The 16,904-nt window shown below is 50.8% G+C and carries 16 protein-coding genes and 1 tRNA gene; 7 read left to right on the top strand and 10 right to left on the bottom strand.

What is annotated here, in order from left to right:
- Positions 1-186: 186 nt before the first annotated feature.
- The 4 genes from HRU10_13320 to HRU10_13305 all read right to left on the bottom strand — a co-directional run bounded on the left by HRU10_13320 (position 187) and on the right by HRU10_13305 (position 5,759).
- A complete protein-coding gene (locus tag HRU10_13320) occupies positions 187-1,482 on the bottom strand; it encodes a DUF1501 domain-containing protein (GenBank protein NRA28210.1) in 1,296 nt (431 codons plus the stop codon).
- A gap of 3 nt (positions 1,483-1,485) precedes the next feature.
- Positions 1,486-3,564, bottom strand: a complete 2,079-nt coding sequence (locus tag HRU10_13315; protein ID NRA28209.1) for a DUF1549 domain-containing protein — start codon at positions 3,562-3,564, stop codon at positions 1,486-1,488.
- Positions 3,565-3,715: 151 nt separating this feature from the next.
- Positions 3,716-4,645 carry a putative 2-dehydropantoate 2-reductase gene (locus HRU10_13310; protein NRA28208.1) on the bottom strand — a complete coding sequence of 310 codons (930 nt, stop codon included), beginning with the start codon at positions 4,643-4,645 and terminating at the stop codon, positions 3,716-3,718.
- A gap of 49 nt (positions 4,646-4,694) precedes the next feature.
- Positions 4,695-5,759: an ADP-ribosylglycohydrolase family protein gene (locus HRU10_13305; protein ID NRA28207.1), complete on the bottom strand. Its 1,065-nt coding sequence runs from the start codon at positions 5,757-5,759 to the stop codon at positions 4,695-4,697.
- Positions 5,760-5,911: 152 nt separating this feature from the next.
- Here HRU10_13305 and HRU10_13300 point away from each other — a divergent pair.
- Positions 5,912-5,987, top strand: a tRNA-Thr gene (locus tag HRU10_13300).
- A gap of 205 nt (positions 5,988-6,192) precedes the next feature.
- A complete protein-coding gene (gene add / locus HRU10_13295) occupies positions 6,193-7,215 on the top strand; it encodes an adenosine deaminase (GenBank protein NRA28206.1) in 1,023 nt (340 codons plus the stop codon).
- 101 nt (positions 7,216-7,316) lie between these two features.
- Here the strand turns inward: add and HRU10_13290 are convergent, their stop codons facing one another.
- Complete coding sequence (locus tag HRU10_13290) at positions 7,317-7,511, bottom strand: hypothetical protein (GenBank protein NRA28205.1); 195 nt, start codon at positions 7,509-7,511, stop codon at positions 7,317-7,319.
- Positions 7,512-7,611: 100 nt separating this feature from the next.
- Here HRU10_13290 and HRU10_13285 point away from each other — a divergent pair, with 100 nt between their 5' ends.
- The 4 genes from HRU10_13285 to HRU10_13270 all read left to right on the top strand — a co-directional run bounded on the left by HRU10_13285 (position 7,612) and on the right by HRU10_13270 (position 9,586).
- Positions 7,612-7,767 (top strand): tyrosine-type recombinase/integrase, encoded by a 156-nt coding sequence (locus HRU10_13285; GenBank protein NRA28204.1) that lies wholly within the window; start codon positions 7,612-7,614, stop codon positions 7,765-7,767.
- Between the two features lie 395 nt (positions 7,768-8,162).
- On the top strand, positions 8,163-8,969 hold the full coding sequence (locus tag HRU10_13280) for an ABC transporter ATP-binding protein (GenBank protein ID NRA28203.1): 807 nt from the start codon (positions 8,163-8,165) through the stop codon (positions 8,967-8,969).
- 77 nt (positions 8,970-9,046) lie between these two features.
- The gene (locus HRU10_13275; GenBank protein NRA28202.1) at positions 9,047-9,277 is read left to right on the top strand and encodes a hypothetical protein; all 231 of its coding nucleotides are present in this window, start codon (positions 9,047-9,049) and stop codon (positions 9,275-9,277) included.
- Positions 9,278-9,586 (top strand): hypothetical protein, encoded by a 309-nt coding sequence (locus HRU10_13270; protein NRA28201.1) that lies wholly within the window; start codon positions 9,278-9,280, stop codon positions 9,584-9,586.
- 14 nt (positions 9,587-9,600) lie between these two features.
- Here HRU10_13270 and HRU10_13265 read toward each other — a convergent pair whose 3' ends face one another.
- From HRU10_13265 to HRU10_13245, 5 genes are all read right to left on the bottom strand, one after another.
- A complete protein-coding gene (locus HRU10_13265; GenBank protein ID NRA28200.1) occupies positions 9,601-10,515 on the bottom strand; it encodes a hypothetical protein in 915 nt (304 codons plus the stop codon).
- On the bottom strand, positions 10,487-11,047 hold the full coding sequence (locus HRU10_13260; protein NRA28199.1) for a CHASE3 domain-containing protein: 561 nt from the start codon (positions 11,045-11,047) through the stop codon (positions 10,487-10,489). The genes HRU10_13265 and HRU10_13260 overlap by 29 nt, the downstream gene beginning before the upstream one ends.
- Positions 11,048-11,197: 150 nt before the next feature.
- A complete protein-coding gene (locus tag HRU10_13255; protein NRA28198.1) occupies positions 11,198-13,027 on the bottom strand; it encodes a threonine--tRNA ligase in 1,830 nt (609 codons plus the stop codon).
- Positions 13,028-13,092: 65 nt separating this feature from the next.
- Positions 13,093-14,286, bottom strand: coding sequence for a hypothetical protein (locus tag HRU10_13250; GenBank protein ID NRA28197.1), 1,194 nt, complete (start codon positions 14,284-14,286; stop codon positions 13,093-13,095).
- A gap of 54 nt (positions 14,287-14,340) precedes the next feature.
- Entirely contained in the window at positions 14,341-15,156 is an 816-nt protein-coding gene (locus HRU10_13245) for a helix-turn-helix transcriptional regulator (protein ID NRA28196.1), read from the bottom strand.
- Positions 15,157-15,703: 547 nt separating this feature from the next.
- On the opposite strand from HRU10_13245, the gene HRU10_13240 reads away from it, so the two are divergent.
- Complete coding sequence (locus HRU10_13240) at positions 15,704-16,801, top strand: sulfatase-like hydrolase/transferase (protein NRA28195.1); 1,098 nt, start codon at positions 15,704-15,706, stop codon at positions 16,799-16,801.
- Positions 16,802-16,904: the final 103 nt, after the last annotated feature.

Genomic DNA, 16,904 nt, shown 5'->3' with positions numbered 1-16,904 from the left:
GAGTAATAGCTCCTCTCTTTTACGGTGATCGTTGTATATCCAGTGCAAAGAACTCCCCGTCCCCTCAATTAGGCCCTGTGGATCGAAGCAACCGCCTGCGCCCTGACGGAGAAGGGCGACTACAACAATGGCAGTTTGGGACAGGTCCCCGTTGTTTCATTAGGCCCCCATGGCTACATCCCGAGGTCAACTTTCAAAGAGCTCCCTTATAGGCCTACCTTTATGCGCGACGGTAAAGGGGCGGCCGGTATTGGAGTAGACTTCTTTTTGAAGTGGAAGGCCGAGGCCATGGGCTAGGGTGGCGTTGAAGTCTGGGATGGTGATTTCGTTTTCTATCACTTCACTACCGGTGGGATCTGTGGCTCCGTAAAGGGTTCCACCCTTGATTCCTCCCCCGGCAATGAGGCTGGTGAACGCTTTGGGGTAATGGTCTCGGCCATCGTTGGTATTGATGGTGGGCGTGCGACCAAACTCTGTGGCGACGACGACTAAAGTTTCGTCCAAAAGGTCTCTTTCCTCCAGATCCTCCAGAAGCGCACTCAGTGCTTGATCGAGCACGGTGGCTCGGTCTTCGACTCGATCGAAATTGCTATCGTGGGTATCCCAGCCGCCTAGGGTAACTTCCACGAAGCGGACGCCATGCTCAATGAGTCTGCGCGCAAGCAACACGCCTTGGCCAAACTTGTCGCGCCCATAACGCTCACGCAGGCGCGCGTCTTCTCTCGCGATATTGAATGCCTCAAGATCGCGACTCATCATAAGGTTGATGGCTTCGCGGTAGAGCGTGTCATAGCTCTGCACACGCGGTACTTTGCTGTAGGTCTTATGGAAATTAGTGTCGAGAAACTCTGAGAGTTCGAGTCCGTCGTTGATGTCGACTACGGAGCTACCCGCTAGCGGGCTCGCGTTTTGAAGGCCTTTTTCTGGATCTCCGATGGGGAGGGGACTGAACGACGGATCTAAGAATCCAGCTCCAGAGTTCACGCCTCCGATGTTTACCGCGCCGGGCAAGGTGCCATTGTGTTTACCGTCGAGTGCTATAATCCAGCTGCCCAGTCCTGGGTGAGTGATGGTCCCACGGGGTGAGTAGCTGGTGCGCATGAAATAACGTCCCTGCTCGTGAGCACCTTGAGTGGACGTCAATGAGCGCACAACCGCGACTTTGTCCATGTTGAGAGCCATCAGCGGAAGGTATTGGCTCACGCTGATATCATCGACATTTGAACGGAGAGTCTCGACGGGGCCTTGGGTAGCTGCTCCGGGCTTGGGGTCGAAAGTGTCGATCTGAGACATACCTCCGGCCATGAAAAGGTAGATCACATTCTTGGCTTGTGCGGATTTCGAACCGGTCGGTAAGTCGATGCCGAAGGCGTTTTGATTGGCAAATGGGAGGAGCCCGACGCCGAACATGCTTCTGGCGAAACGAGCCATGAAACGCCGTCGATTCAATTCATCTAAGGTATTGAGAGGGGACTGTTTCATGACTTATTGAATGAAGATGAATTGGCGGGTATTAATGATTGGCCAGACGAGTTCGATCGCAGCGCTGGCGGGAGTCTCATAGAAACTGGGCTCGAGTATTCTCTGTTCTCGTTCCTTAGGTGGGCGGGAAAGCAGCGACAAGAATATCGTGTCGATCTGCGCTTTGGGCTCATACTGCTTGTCGAGCGCTTGGGAAAGCGGAGAGCTTCTGGTCCAGATTCTCTCGTGCCAGGAGCCGTTAAGAAATCCAAGGATTTGAGGCACCGAGGGTTCCAGAGAGAAATTATCGATCATTTCGCGGTCAGACTGCCCCATGGCGCGTAATAGGTGGTCGCTCGGTGCTGGGCTAAAAAGCTCGGAGGCTCGTGCATAGCGGAGGGAGCGCATGCGTCGTTCTGCGCGAGCTATTTCTCGACTGCGCTCCCGCGCCTGGTTGTCCATCTCTTTGATATATTCGTTATCAGAGTCCCTGGGGTTTACCATGCCCACAGACATAGATCCGTTTTGAATGCCACCGGAAATGCCGGTGTATTTTGCAATGAGCTTATCCCCGAGATTACGTCTCTCTCTGATCAATGGCCGGATCGATGCTTGAGCATTCCTATACCCCTCGTCATCACCAGCGGCTCGCGCCATGTCGCGAGCTTTTTGAATTTCCTGGATTTCTTTATACAGTTTTTGCGTTAGCTCGGTATATTCTAAACTCAAGTGTGCACCGAGGTAAGGGCTCAGCTCAAGCAGTCCTTTTTGCATGGCGAAGGTCACATCGGGATCGAACGAACGTTGAACTCGCTCGGGGTCTTCGACGATCAGCGTCATTATAGAGTCCCAGATTTGTTCAGCTGACATACGTTCCAGTTGTTGCCCTTCGAAGACGTAATGTGCGTAGTGCTCAGGCGTGTAGCCAACCGATTCCCTCTGGTAAGCCTGAGAATTCAAGATAATCCGCTGGAGGGAGCGTATATCGAAACCGGACTCGACAAAGGTCTTTTCCAAGAATTCTAGCAGCTCGGGGTTCGAGACTGCGATATCTTGAGAATAGTCATCGACGGGTTCAAATAAGCCGACACCCATTAGCTCTCTCCAAATACGATTGGCCATCACTCGCGCGAATCGCGGGTTTCCTGGGTTGGATAACCAACGCCCAAAGACTTCAAGCCGGTTGTCGATGGTGGGTTCAATATGGGTCTTACCAAAAATGACGTAGGGTTCAACGACTTCACCAGGTTCAGCGTCTGAATATTTATAGTCGTGGGGCATCTTTAGCTCTCGTCTTGTATGAGCCACGCCATCGACTAAAGGTCTGAAGAGTTGGGCAGCTGAACGTCGAATCATCTGCTTTTCCGAGCGCTCTAATTGGCTGCTACTGATCTGTTTCTGTAGATCTACAAATGCGGGCATCTTCCTGCGATCGACGCGGGTATGCAGCCCGTAGGTGAACGCTGCCATTTCGTAATATTCACTTTGGGTCCATGCATCGTAGGGGTGGTCATGACACTGGGCGCATACGATTTGGGTGCCGAGGAAAACTTGAACCGTGTTCGACAAGTTGTCTAAGGGCATATTCGCATCGCGCATTGTGTAGCCTATAGCACCGTTCTCCCAAGCGTAGCCTTCCGCTGTTATGAGTGCTCTTACGAAGGCGTCGTAGGGCATGTTGCTTCGTACGGCATCTTTCACCCATGCAGCGTATGCTTCGCCGACGCCATCCTGTCGCGTGCGTGATTGAATGCGCAAGAGGTCTGCCCAGAAGTTAAACTGATGGGATACATATCCAGGGTGTTCAAGGAGTGTATCTACCAGGCGAAAGCGTTTGAGCGGATCATCGTCCGCGATGAACTGCTGGAGTTCGGCAAGCGATGGGATGCGGCCGATGGCATCGAGGTAAACACGGCGCGCGAAAGTGTAGTCATCGGTCAGCGGAAGAGGGAGTTTCTCCGCTCGATGGATCCCTTCGTTGACCAGACGGTCTATCTGTTGGGTAGCGGCCCATTCGGCCCGCGTGAGCTCAGCCTGAAGAGCCGAGCTAAGGAGGAGGAGTATGAACCAGGTGATACGAATCAAGCAGTTTGATTGGTTCATATGTTGAGATAATGTCGGCCCAAATCATGTTGGGTTGATCTCGAAAACTCATAAATTTGGATATGAGTTGCACACGTAGTGGCTTCGGTATCGGTTTAACAGGCTTTTGACTGAGCTTGGAATGGGTCGAGCATTCACTCACCGTCTTGTGTTAGCTTCCCTTGTCTTTGAACATGAGTGCTTTGTATAGGGTCTCTATTCGAGGAAGGGATGTACCCTTGGCTTGGGCATAGCGAAGAGGAGCAGCAAACATGCTTTCCAATTCCATTGGACTGCCAGATGCGTAGTCGAGCATCATACTTGTTTTGTAGGGAGTCATTTTCTGAGTATTGCTCAGCATTTTTTCCAAAAAGCTGTCTTCAATTGGGCAACCGCATGCCTTGGCTCCGCTCTGAACCTCGCGCATGAGCTCGATAATAAGAGACCGACTATCTGGATCGGCCATAATGCGGTCAGTGGTGGCGTTGAGAAGGACGGAGAGGCCATTGTAGGGAATATTCCACATGAGTTTCTTCCATCGAGCGAGCATGAGGTCCGGCTCGATTGTGGTGGAGATGCCCGCATCTTGAAATGCTGCTTTGATTGCCTCCAAAGCGGAATTTGCGGAGCAGGCCGAGTAGGGTGCCAGGATAACATGACCGTAGTCTAGATGTTCGATGATGCCCGGTTTTGACTTAGTACTGCATATGAATGCCATGCACCCCAGAATCGGGTTTTCTGGCAGTATCTTGGCAATTTTTTCCTCTTCCCCTAAGCCATTCTGAATAAGGACAATTGCTGTCTCTGGGGTCGTTATTTGTGGAAGTAACCTTTGCAGAATGTCATTATGAGTTGTTTTAAGACAGACGCAGACAACATCACAATCTGGTAGGTCGCTTGAATTCTGGTAGACTGCTATGTTCGTGAGGTGGAAATCTCCCTTGGGCGATCTTACTGTAAGGCCATGCTGCTGCATATACTGGGCGTCGCTCCGCGCCAGAAAATGAGTGGGATAGCCCGTCCGCGCTAACAGCCCCCCGTAGTAACCTCCGATGGCGCCTGTGCCAATGATTGCGAATGAGAGAGTATGCTTATCGCTCATTCAAAAGAACATCGCACTCAGCGAAGTCAGTCAAGCGGTTCAATCGCTGTTAGGCACGCTTGATAAGCGTGTCACTGATGAGATCTAGACGCTTGAAGGAAGAGAGTTCGAAAACCCACTCAGGTGGAAAAATTTCGATGCCGGCTCGGGCCCCGAGAATGGCACCGAGAACGGCACCGCGGTGACAGCTGTCGCCTCCCAGATGAGCATTAATCATCAGTGCTCGCGCGGGATCGTATTCATATTTGAGGGCCATGTAGGTCAGGGTGGGTAGGCTTTCTGTGATAATCGAGCGATTGAAAAGCTTATGGCCGATCATCTCGATTTCATTTTCCGTCATCCATTGTTTGAATGGGAACTGGAACGAAGGGTGTGCTTGTTGCCCGATCTTCCGGTAGATGATCTCCTCAATGTTCTCTCCTTTGAAGATCCAGCTCATGGTTTCGGCCAGGATTCCTACCATCGAGGACATAGCCTTCCCTTTGTGCGTCAACTCCACTGCGGACCGGGCATGTTGAAGCGCCATTTTGGGTTGGTGAGCGCAGTATATCAAGATGGGTAAGGCGATGACTAAGCCAGACATATTATGATCTTCATCACCACAGGACTCGGGCGGTCGGCCCTCTGCATAGAGCTCAAAAAAATTTCTATGACACTCCTCGACCCACGTATCGCCGTGTTCCTCTGGCTTCAACATGAAGTTGATATAGCGCTGCTGGTAGTCATCAAAATCGAAGCCACCATTTTCGACTAGAGATTCGAACAGGACGGTCGCAAGTTGAAGTGTCAGCGTATTTTGGCCGCGTTGAAGGCTTTGATGGGGATGAGTACCGCCTTTGCCCCAGAATTCCTTTTGCTTGCCTACGATATCGTGGTTGTCTGACGATGAAGTGTAATTGTTTCGGGATACCCGGGAGCCGGGGTGAGGTGTCTTGGGTAGGCGATAGGTGTTCAGAATCGTGTAGTCACGCTCGATCAATGTGGGCTCCATGTATTGGTGAGCTGGCATTGCAAGTGCGTCGCCGATCCACATGCCCCAAAATGCTCCGAGAACGCGCGAAACGGGCTCCACCGATCGCGGCGCGCGCTCAATTTCGACGGTTTCTCGGCTCATTGTTCTCATGCGGCAATAGTCGACCGTGTGGCTCGGAAATGAATCGTAGTCCAAACTAGTTTAGATACCCACTCACACGCTATTTTGGTATTTCTTGAGTCTGAAATTGGTTGCAAAAAAGAAGCGCATACTTGTTCGTATAACTCTAACTCGCCACTTTAGCTCAGTTGGTAGAGCAACGCATTCGTAACGCGTAGGTCGTCGGTTCGAATCCGACAAGTGGCTCCATGCATCTTCCCGCTTGTCTGCTTCTCACCCATGGTGGTCCGGTTCCCATCGCTTTACTCTGGGCCCGGTCTTGTCGCTCCATGGGAGCTCGGAACGAATCCGACAAGTGGCTCCATACCTTATGAGTAAGAAGGATGATTGGTATCTGTGAAGGTAGGACAGCGATTCAACCTTCATTTTGTAGTATGATTTTTGCTTGGCTTCGATGATGGAAAAAGACCTCTATGATTTCCTTCTGAAACTCCCGAAGGTTGAATTGCACAACCACGTTGAAGGGGGCGCCATGTATCCTGATTTGGTGCTGAAATTTGGAAAAAGGAATTGTGTTCCTTTGCCTTTTGAGAATGAGCAAGGTGCTGAGCGATTCTATCAATTTACCAGTTTGGATCAGTTTATACATATCCTTCGAACGACGACGGCGACACTCCATACAGCTGAAGATTATGCAGAAGCGATTGAGCGGCAGGGTGCTGAAGCGGCCAAGCAGAACATCATCTACCACGAACTCTTTCTTACCTACGGTCTCGTTTCAAGAAGAGGGGTGGCCTGGGAAGCGCTTGTAGAAGGGGTCGAAGAAGGTGTCCGACTGAACGCAGAACGACATGGGGTGCAGACTGCGATTATCGTGGATTTAGATCGAACCCTTCCTGAAGACGTAGCCCTTCAACACGTCAAATTGGCTGCCAGGGATCATGATAGGATATCGGCAGTCGGGATCGGCTTGGATTGTCAGGAAAACGGTTATCCTGCACATCGTTTGAGGCGAGCGTTTGATCTAGCCGTTTCAGAGGGATTTCGGCTGACTGCTCATGCGGGCGAAGATGGAGGAGCCGAGAGCGTTTGGGATGCACTCGGCTGCGGAGTGGAACGCATCGATCACGGTGTTCAATCTATCGACGACCCCAAGCTTTTGAAGGAGCTGGCGACAAAGGAAATACTTCTCACTGTTTGCCCCATATCAAATATCAAGCTCCACGTATTTCCCGAGATGGAGCAGCACTCCTTACCTCAGCTTTTAGAAGCAGGAGTTCAGGTCTGTGTTAACTCAGACGATCCCCCTATGTTCGACTGCAACCTGATGGCGGAATTGGTGGCGATCGAAGACGCGTTCTCGTTGGGTAAGCATCAGCTGATAGCTCTTTTGAGGAACGCGATTGAATACTCGTTTCTTGCTGAAGGTGCTAAAGCCGAGCTGTTAAACAGATTTGATTTGGCAGCCGCGAGTTAAAGTAGGTTTCAAGACTCGTCGTTTGGATTTGCCAGACAGTTCAGCGCACTCAATCCGGCGAAACCGCCCAAAAGCATCCTCTTCAATGTAAACTGAGTACTTCACTCTCCCGCCAAACGCTTATCCATATCATCCAGAGACACCCATTTCGTCTTAGGTGAATCCAAAGTCTCAGCGACTTTCTTCTTTCGCCCGGGATCCTGCTGGCGCATAAGCTGAAGAATGTAAGATGTAAGCTCCTGAAGAACAGCTACTTCCATCTGTCTAAGTTCTTTTTTTACATCTTCAACTAACACAATTTTAACATATAGACTCAGATTCTCTTCGCAAGCCTTCTTTCACTTTTGCAGAACGCATAGAGTAGCCGACGCCTAGGCGCAGCCTAGGTGTTGGCTATTGCAGCACTGTTTTGCGACGCATCTCTTGGAGCAAGGAACCGATATCCGAACAATGCAGGACTTATTGGGACACAAGGACGTCAGCACAACGCAGGTCTATCTGCATGTGATGGCGAAACCTGGCGCAGCATTGCCCACTCCGTTGGCGGCGTGAGCCTTATGGGACTCTGCGGAAGAAATGAGTTGGATCTATCCGCTAATGGACGCGAATTCACGCTAATGTTTTTTACTCTGTGCCTTTCGGTTTTACTTTCACAGGCATCCCATAGGAATTCTAATTTTCCTGGACCACAGATTAAGCAGATTTATACAGATAGGTATCTTGTTATTAGGTGTTTATGATTGTCCTCTAGAAGGATGAAAGTTACATGATTACTCTTTAAATTGGCGAAGTATCCATACGCTTTATCCCACAGGAATTTGTGGACGATTCTCTTTTTCGTAATTCTCTCTCTTCCATAAAGATCTGTGAATATCTGCTTAATCCGTGGTCAAAATTATAGGATAGTTGTGTTTTACTTTTATAGCTTTGCTCATGAACTTTGAGTTATGTCTGCACTGCTCGAAGTCACAGACCTCAAAGTCCACTACCTCAGCCAATCCGGATTCTTGGGCCGACAGAAACATGTGGTGAAAGCTGTGGATGGTGTGTCTTTTAAGATCGAGAAGGGTAAAACCGTCGGGCTAGTTGGCGAGAGTGGGAGTGGCAAAAGCACGGTGGGGCGCGCAATCACCAGGCTCGTTCCTTTGACGGGAGGTTCGGTGGTTTACGATGGGCAAGACTTGAGTGAGCTCAGTGAGTCGGACTTTTTTCCATATCGGAAGCGCGTGCAGATGATCTTTCAAGATCCCTACAATTCTCTAGATCCTCGGATGACGGTTGGCGATATTGTGGGAGAGCCTTTGCAGATTCATTTCCCGGAGTTGAATCGTAAGGAGCGTTTGCTGCGGGTAAGTGCCTTTTTAGAGCGGGTTGGATTGCCGGGCAACGTCACGGATCGTTATCCTCATCAATTCAGTGGTGGCCAGCGCCAGCGCATCAATATCGCACGTTCTCTCATTCTCGAGCCCGAGTTCGTCATTTGTGATGAATCTGTCAGTGCCTTGGATGTAAGTGTTCAGGCACAGATCGTAAATCTGCTTCAGGATTTTCAGGAACAGATGGAGCTGACCTACCTGTTTATTGCACATGATTTGGCGATCGTTGAGCATATCAGCGACGAGGTTTTGGTGATGAATCGAGGGAATCTCGTTGAGACGGGTCCGGCGGCGGCAGTATACGCCGATCCCCAGGATCCCTACACCCGCAAGCTGATTGATGCGATCCCGTCCATGCCTACATTGCGGCGTGGGTAGGAAATACATGTTTCTGGTATGTATTTCCATAGTTCCCGGGTTGTGTCATCTGATTTAGGTTTCTAGCTCGGGAAGTCATGTCTGACTTGCATCGATCCCGTCTTTTTATCGCTTCGTGTATTGCCCTGATTGTCACGGCTATGAGCTTTGCCATTCGTGGAGGAGCCATGAATACCTGGACTGCCGAGTTCGGTCTTGGCAACGCGGAGGTAGGTTGGGTGAATGGCACGGCTTTCTGGGGTTTACCTCAGCGACAGTCTTTGCCGTCGGCGTGTGTTTCTTTTGGCCCACCATGCTGGGCTACGTGAGTGAGACCTTTCCAGAAACAGGGGCCCTGGGTTTCCCTGGGTTTAGCCATTATGGGCGGTGCAGGTATGCTATCCGTGAGCTTCGTGCTTCCGATCGTAGGTAAGCTCTACGATGAAGCGATCGCCAGTGGGCTCGGCGCGGAAGTCGTGTTGACCGCTTTGGACGCAGAGGAGCCACTGGCCGTAAAGGCTCAAGCAGGGCTCGATACGCTCGGGCATGTGGCTTTCATCCCTGCGATCCTTATCGCAGTGTTTGTTTTGATAGCGTTTCTGGGCCAGCGGTTCAGTAGAGCCGACGAGTCGTGCTAAAAACTTTGTGCAGACTATTTCCCGTTAATCAAAGAGTCCATTTCACGCACGGTCTTCATGAGATCGCGGGCATGAGCCGACATTTGCTCGGATGCCGACGCCGTTTCTTCTGCGCTAGCTGCGGTGGACTGTGTTACTCGATCGATATCGTTAATCGCAGTGTTTACCTGAGAAATGCCGCTAGACTGCTCACCCGATGCTGCGGATATTTCTCCTAGCAAGCGCGCTACATCTTGGCTGCTTTCGGCTGCCTTTATGAAGGACTCGTTTGTCTTACTGACGAGTTCACTGCCTTCACTCACTTTGCGCACGGTGCCCTCAATCAAGTCGGCGGTATTGCGGGCTGCATCAGCTGCGCGCATCGCGAGGTTGCGCACCTCTTCGGCGACGACTGCGAATCCTGCTCCAGCTTCACCCGCTCTGGCTGCCTCGACAGCGGCATTGAGAGCAAGGATGTTCGTTTGAAATGCTATCTCATCGATCGTCTTTACGATATTTGAGGTTTCTTCACTTGCCTTGGAAATATCATCCATTGAGCGGGTGAGTTCGCCCATAGAGTGGTTTGCAGTGCTCACAGTCTTATTGGTTTCACCCATGAGCTTATCGGCCTTATTTGAACTCTCGGCGTTGTGCTTAGTCATCGAAGCTATCTCTTCCAAAGATGCGGATGTTTCTTCTACTGAGGCGGCTTGCTCGGAAGACTGTTGTGAGAGTTCTTGGCTCGCGGTAGATACTTGATCGGTTGCGGCGTGAACTTGCTCAGCAACATCATTCATTGACTCGAGCATTCGCTTGATAGGTCGAGTGATGGACCGGCTTACAAAAAGAGACACGACAATACTGAGCGCAATTGTTGCCAAAGTCCCAAGTAAAGCGGATTGCGCTATGAATGTTCGCTCATCAGCAGTTTGCTCTTGGCGAGCGATCATTAAGAACCTCCTCGCGCTCGATAAACTCCGCGACCTGGCCGCGGAATCGATCAAAATACATTTTACCGCGCGCTTCACCTACGATTGCAGCGATTTCATCCATCGTCATTTCACTACCGACCGTACGACGCATAGCAATGAACGGTTCAGTCACCTCTGCCATCCACTCATCTATGGTGGCTTCTATCTCGCGGAGTAATTCTACCTGCGGAGGATTATCATCTACAGTGTTCTGAAGCTCAACATTGAGAGCGTGGAAGTGCTGGTCGCCCCAGGTGTATGGCTCGAGGAATTCTTCTTTTCCAGTTACCATGAAGCCGCGCAGACCGGTTTCCATATCGATTGCCGAAGTGAGCATCGCGTTAGCTTTGGCGATCACATTGTGTGTATGCTCTACCCACCGCGTGCTTTCGCGCAGTGAGTTTATTCCAGAATAGGTGATGATGCCGAGGATCACCACAACAACTATGGGGCTCAGGGCTCCAAGTGTAACGCGTAAGCTAAGGCCGAGGGCAAATTTCTTTTTCTCCATGACGCAATGGAGAGTCGGTCTGAGCTCAGTGAAAATTGAATTTCATATTAAGAATTTATTTAGTTTTTCCTAACCTTTATAATCGCAGCCATCTGGAGTCAGTGGCTGCGACAGGAAAAAAGCTTCAAGCGTGGCAGCTGTTGTCGCTGATCAGGACCCAGGAAGAGCACGGCTATGGATAAGCGCCTCGACTTTCTCAATGGCTTCATCAAGTGAGTATGTGCCTTCGATACTTTTGTTCGTACGTGAGCGGATAGTGACTTGCCCAGCCTCAGCTTCCTTTGCGCCGACGACAAACATGACCGGCACTTTCTCCAGCTCTGCCCGACGGATTTTAGCACCGAATTTTTCGCTGTGGGCATCTACAGACGTGCGTATGCCTGTAGTCTTCAGCTTGAAGGCTACGTCATCTGCGTATTCGGCTGTTTTCTCACTGATTTGAAGTACGCGGACTTGTTCTGGAGCGAGCCAGATGGGGAAGTTACCCGCGAAGTGCTCAATGAGCACGCCCGTGAAGCGCTCAATCGAACCAAATGGGGCACGGTGGATCAGAACAGGGCGATGGTTTTTGTTATCTGAGCCGACATAATCGAGTTCGAAACGCTCGGGTAGGCTGTAGTCGACTTGAACAGTGCCGAGCTGCCACTCCCGCCCGATTACATCTTTAACCACAAAGTCGATTTTTGGGCCATAAAAAGCTGCTTCTCCAGGCTCCTCAGAGAACGGAACACCTAAAGTCGCAGCAGCTTTGCGGCAGGCGTTTTCCGCTTTGTCCCAATTGTCTGCATCGCCTGTGTACTTCGATGAATCAGGATCGCGGAGGCCCACGCGAACGCGGTAGTCGCCCATGGCAAGTGCATTGAAAACGATCTTAACCAGTTCGAGGCAGCCAATGATTTCCTGCTCCAGCTGTTCCTCGGTGCAGAAGATATGTGCGTCATCTTGTGTAAAACCCCGTAAGCGGGTCATGCCATTGAGTTCACCAGACTGTTCCCAGCGATAGACGGTGCCAAATTCCGCCAAGCGGACAGGCAGATCGCGATAAGATCGTGGCTCGGAATCGTAGATCTTGATGTGGAAAGGACAGTTCATCGGCTTGAGCAAGTAGCCATCAATGTCGCCTTCTTCCATTTTATTGACCAACTCGCCACAGCTCGACTCGTCTTGGACCTGATCATTCAAAAATGCTCGATCCAGCACTGGCGGGTATTGGGAGTCTTGGTAGTAGGGGAAGTGCCCACTTGTTTTAAACAGATCGAGTTTACCGATGTTGGGTGTGAACACCTGGCTGTAGCCTTGCCGCGTGAGGTGTTCAGTGATGAATTTTTGAAGTTCATTACGGATGATAGCCCCATTCGGCTTCCAGAGAATGAGGCCCTGACCTACACCCTCGTCGATGTGGAATAGCTTCATTTCTTTGCCAAGTTTCCGGTGGTCGCGCTGTTTGGCTTCCTCAAGTTGCGATAGGTATGCCGCCAACTCGTCTTTGGTCAGAAAGGCGGTACCGTAAATGCGCTGTAATTGCTTGTTCTTTTCGTCGCCACGGTGATAAGCGCCGGCAATGCTGAGGAGTTTGAAAGCTTTGATCTTTTTGGTGTAGCCGACGTGACTGCCCGCGCAGAGATCTATGAACTCACCATTTTGATAAAATGAAATAGTGTCGCCCTCGGGAATGTCAGCCAAACGCCCCAGCTTGTAGCGCTCCTGGCCCATGTTTTTAATGATTTCCGTAGCCTCTTCACGGCTGACCTCCTTGCGTTCGAAACGTTGGTTTTCTTTGGCGATGGCCTTCATTTCGATCTCGATCTTCTCCAAGTCTTCCTGGGTCAATTGGGTGTCCAAATCGATATCGTAGTAAAACCCGGTGGCGGTAGGGGGGCCGATATCGAGTTTCGCATCAGGATAGAGACGCAAAACAGCTGACGCCAGGACGTGCGCTGCGGAGTGTCGCAGCTCTTCGATTGGAGACATGTCTTTCATAAGAAGGCCGCAGATAGAAACGATGAATGGACCAATATGAAAGATGAAAAAGAGCGTGAGTCTGTCTACGGCGTCTCAGTTTTGAAAGTGGCTTGGATTTCTTTCTCAGCCAGATCGGTCAAATCGCCCAAATAGCCATGGCGAAGTAGGGCAGCAGCTTCCCAGTTGATGGATGTGGGATCTAGGCTGAGCAAAGGGGTGCGCCGAGTTCCTGTGACCAAGCGCATGCGCGCAAACCAAGCCTGGGTAATGTGTTCTGGTTTTGATTTTTGAGCGGAAGTTTTGCGGATTTCCGGTGCGGCAAGTTGCGGCGACTGTAAGATATTGAAGGTACCCCGCATGAGCGCCCAATTGTAGCGCTGCTGCCAACTTTGGTCTCCACTAGCCTCTGGATGATAGACGACACTGACCCAAGTCAATTGGGGGGTGAGGATGTCTTCTATATTACCAATGATCCAATTACGCACCTCACGTTGGTTCATTACGCGGGCGAAGGTGCCTGTCTCCACACAGGCAAAGCTCGACATCCCATTGAGGAGACGATTGGGATCCATGTTGGTCCCGATGGCCTTCATCTTGATTCTGGGCACATCATAGCGGTCCTCGATGATACCGAGTAGGTAGCGTTGAGGATTCGGTAGCTCGATGATTCTGCCCAGAAATGCGGCTGGCTGAAACGTGGCACTTGAACGCTCGGATTGCTCAATACCGGTATCCAGGGAATAAATGGCGTAGGGTGTTTTCTGGTATAAACTACTGATCCCGAGAAATGGGCTCTCGTCGTAGGCAGCTACCTCTTCGATCAGTCGACTCCCAAAACGCTCGATGAGGACGTCCACTTTACCCTGGCGTAACAAATCGTAGGGGTCCTCTCCACGTTTCAAAACATGCCATTCAAAGTCGATCCCGACGCTATCGAAATGGCCTCTACTTTCAGCCATCAACCACGGGGCATGGCGCTCATTGGTCCTTCCGTTAATTGCGACGCGGAGAGATTTTCGCTCGGTCCACTCAGGAGCTGTCGCTGCATCAATCATAGGATGGATGTATGCATTCGAAGTGTAGCCGCTCGCTGGGAAATTCTCTTCGATCCAGGCACGGTAAGGCTCCATCGCTGCGTAGTGTGCCTCACGGGCACTCATGCTACCCTGCTTCTGTTCTTCCCGGATCGAATCGTAAACATCCGGTTTCGAACAGCCCACAAAGACAAAGCCTAGACAGCTAGATGTAAGGAGAATGAAGGGAGCGGATCGATACATGAATGTGGCTATTGAGGAAAAGGCTATCTGAAAACAAGCAGGCAATTTGGCGAATCAAATCAACGCGCGATTCCGCCGTCTGTATTTGGCCGGACCATGGCCATAGTGTTTTTTGAATACTCTAGAAAAGTAGTGCCTATTTCCAAATCCAGTCTGCTCAGCGATAGTATCGATAGAAGCATCGCTATCGAGCAGAAGGGTGATGGCCGTTCGCAGGCGCGTGTGTTCTAGGTAGCGATGCGGTGTTATGCCCAGTGCTTCACGGAACAGCCGTGCCGTATGATCTGGCGAAAGATGCAGCGTTGCTCCGATATCATCCAGGGAGATACAACGAGCGTAGTTGTTTTGGATGAGCTCGATGGCAGGCCCGATGCGTGAAGAGCGTTCCCTGAGTTGAAGCGCCGCTGTCTTCTCAGATTCATTCAAAGACTCAAACCACTCAGCCATGATAAGGTGCATGTGTCCACCGAGGCGTTGCATGGCTTGTATGGATCGGGTCCCCGCTTCACAGCAAGTGGTGATCTGGCTCACCGTCTCTTTTGGGAACTGAGAGACATTGAGAATGTGTATACGCTGCAGTACCGACGACCCGCTCACGTCTGCTATGTTACCCACGTCAAAGTGGACGGAAGTGAGGGAAATCGACTCCATAGAGGCGGGGTGAAATGCAAGCTGAGCCGGGATTATATACAAATTTTCAGGTTCGAGAGGCACGACCCCCGTCGGCAGGCTAATAGACGCTCCTAACCGATCGACACCATATATTCTCCAAAAGCTGTAGATCATCGTGAAATCGCCCCAAGATCGATCGATTGCATGCACGGCTGCTCGATGTATGCGAATCGGAAAAGGTGTGAGTGTTTGGAGCATAAATATCGAGATAAGACACAAAATTGTATAGATCGTCTATAGACGAATTTCTGTAAAAACTGGTAAATTTTTGTATGGCATCTAAAGACCCAGCTAAACCCAACATCTTGTTTTTAATTTCTGACGACACCGCGACCCAGTATCTGGGCTGTTATGGTGCTGCGATGCTGACACCGAACCTTGATGCGATCGCCGCGGATGGTGTGCGTTTCACCGACGCACACGTGGCTACCCCCGTTTGTACACCGAGTCGCTACACCTACCAGACGGGCAAATATGCGCATCGCGGCATTACCCCTGGGGGAAAAGAGTCCGATCCGAGCGACGCTATAGTCCAGGTGGGATTTAATGCCAAAATTAAACCGGGTGATCCGTGCCTACCCACGATTTTAAAAGAAAACGGCTACAAAACTGGCTTTGTCGGCAAAGTGCATTTTGGTCGTGGCCTGGGTCAGTTGGGTTGTGAGCCATGGCCAGGTGATGGCGATCCGCACCGTCCAGAAGTGGATGCTGTTATGAAAAAAACCAGCGGCTCTTCGTCGACGAAATGCACCGCATTGGATGGGACGAGGCCGAGTCGCTTACCTGGGGCAACATCGACTGCACCAAACAGCGCAAGGCATGGAATCATAATCAAGAATGGCTCACCTCTGGCGCTCTTAATATTCTCGATAAATTTGAAGGCGACGAACAGCCCTTCTACTTGACCATGGCGACCAACGTCATCCACGGTCCGGATCACGGTCGAAGTATCCTCGACCTTGATCCGAAGGCGACTTACGCCGGCATGCTTGACGAAGCCCCAGAAGTGCAGCCAAGTCGCCAAAGTATCATCGACCGTCTAGAGGCAGAAGGATTACCCGTCTCTCACCGCACTGTCGGAATGCTCTGGATCGATGATGCCTTCGGTGCGCTGGTCGAAAAGCTCAAAGAGATGGGCATCTATGATAATACCATCATTATTTACTCGGCCGACCATGGGGTAGAAGGGAAATGGTCTTGCCATAGTAATGGCACCCACGTCCCTCAGCTCTGGAAATTACCGTCACAGCATAATGCCGGACACCGTTCTCATGTCTTGGTGCAAAATATCGATTTCGCCCCCACATTGTTGGATCTCGTCGGCATCACGCCTCCCGATGATTATCTCATGGACGGGACCAGTATTCGTTCCGCATTGGAAGGCTCGCAGGAGCAGGTGCACAATGAGCTTTACTTTGAATTTGGTAGCCAGCGTGGCATCCGCACACCAAAATGGAAATATCTGACCGTGCGCTATGGTGAAGACGATTTGAAGGCCATGAAAACCGGTATGAGCCCGGCGATTAATGTTCATGGCGGTAAAAGTGTATCTCGCTGCCAGTTGACCCATCCGCATTTTTGGGATCCAGACCAAATCTACGACTTTTATACCGATCCCGATGAGCACATGAATCTCATTGATTGGCCTGAGAACACGGACGTGGTTGCAGATATGAAGGCACGGCTCAAACGCTATACTGAACGCTTTAATCCAGCGTATCCAGATGAAGCCGATCCGTATCAAAACTCTCCCATGTATCGCAGTCTGACCCAGGCGGTTGTCCGAACCGGATTAAGCGACATCCAAGAAAATTTCCCTTTCTATGTAGAGGGGAGTTATTGATTGGGCCTAATTGAGGGGACGGGGAATTCTTTGCACTGGATATACAACGATCACCGTAAAAGAGAGGAGCTATTACTCGCTATCCCTGTTACCCGTCGGTGCC

This window comes from Opitutales bacterium, from assembly GCA_013215165.1.
Lineage (GTDB): Bacteria > Verrucomicrobiota > Verrucomicrobiia > Opitutales > JABSRG01 > JABSRG01.
Note: the sequence above shows the minus strand (reverse complement) of the source record. Positions and strands in the feature narration are given on the sequence as shown.

Excerpts from the sequence above, each read along its gene's own strand:
- HRU10_13320 (NRA28210.1), bottom strand. The coding sequence starts at position 1,482 with ATGAAACAGTCCCCTCTCAATACCTTAGATGAATTGAATCGACGGCGT.
- HRU10_13315 (NRA28209.1), bottom strand. The coding sequence starts at position 3,564 with ATGAACCAATCAAACTGCTTGATTCGTATCACCTGGTTCATACTCCTC.
- HRU10_13310 (NRA28208.1), bottom strand. The coding sequence starts at position 4,645 with ATGAGCGATAAGCATACTCTCTCATTCGCAATCATTGGCACAGGCGCC.
- HRU10_13305 (NRA28207.1), bottom strand. The coding sequence starts at position 5,759 with ATGAGCCGAGAAACCGTCGAAATTGAGCGCGCGCCGCGATCGGTGGAG.
- add (NRA28206.1), top strand. The coding sequence starts at position 6,193 with ATGATGGAAAAAGACCTCTATGATTTCCTTCTGAAACTCCCGAAGGTT.
- HRU10_13280 (NRA28203.1), top strand. The coding sequence starts at position 8,163 with ATGTCTGCACTGCTCGAAGTCACAGACCTCAAAGTCCACTACCTCAGC.
- HRU10_13275 (NRA28202.1), top strand. The coding sequence starts at position 9,047 with ATGTCTGACTTGCATCGATCCCGTCTTTTTATCGCTTCGTGTATTGCC.
- HRU10_13265 (NRA28200.1), bottom strand. The coding sequence starts at position 10,515 with ATGATCGCTCGCCAAGAGCAAACTGCTGATGAGCGAACATTCATAGCG.
- HRU10_13260 (NRA28199.1), bottom strand. The coding sequence starts at position 11,047 with ATGGAGAAAAAGAAATTTGCCCTCGGCCTTAGCTTACGCGTTACACTT.
- HRU10_13255 (NRA28198.1), bottom strand. The coding sequence starts at position 13,027 with ATGAAAGACATGTCTCCAATCGAAGAGCTGCGACACTCCGCAGCGCAC.
- HRU10_13250 (NRA28197.1), bottom strand. The coding sequence starts at position 14,286 with ATGTATCGATCCGCTCCCTTCATTCTCCTTACATCTAGCTGTCTAGGC.
- HRU10_13245 (NRA28196.1), bottom strand. The coding sequence starts at position 15,156 with ATGCTCCAAACACTCACACCTTTTCCGATTCGCATACATCGAGCAGCC.
- HRU10_13240 (NRA28195.1), top strand. The coding sequence starts at position 15,704 with ATGCACCGCATTGGATGGGACGAGGCCGAGTCGCTTACCTGGGGCAAC.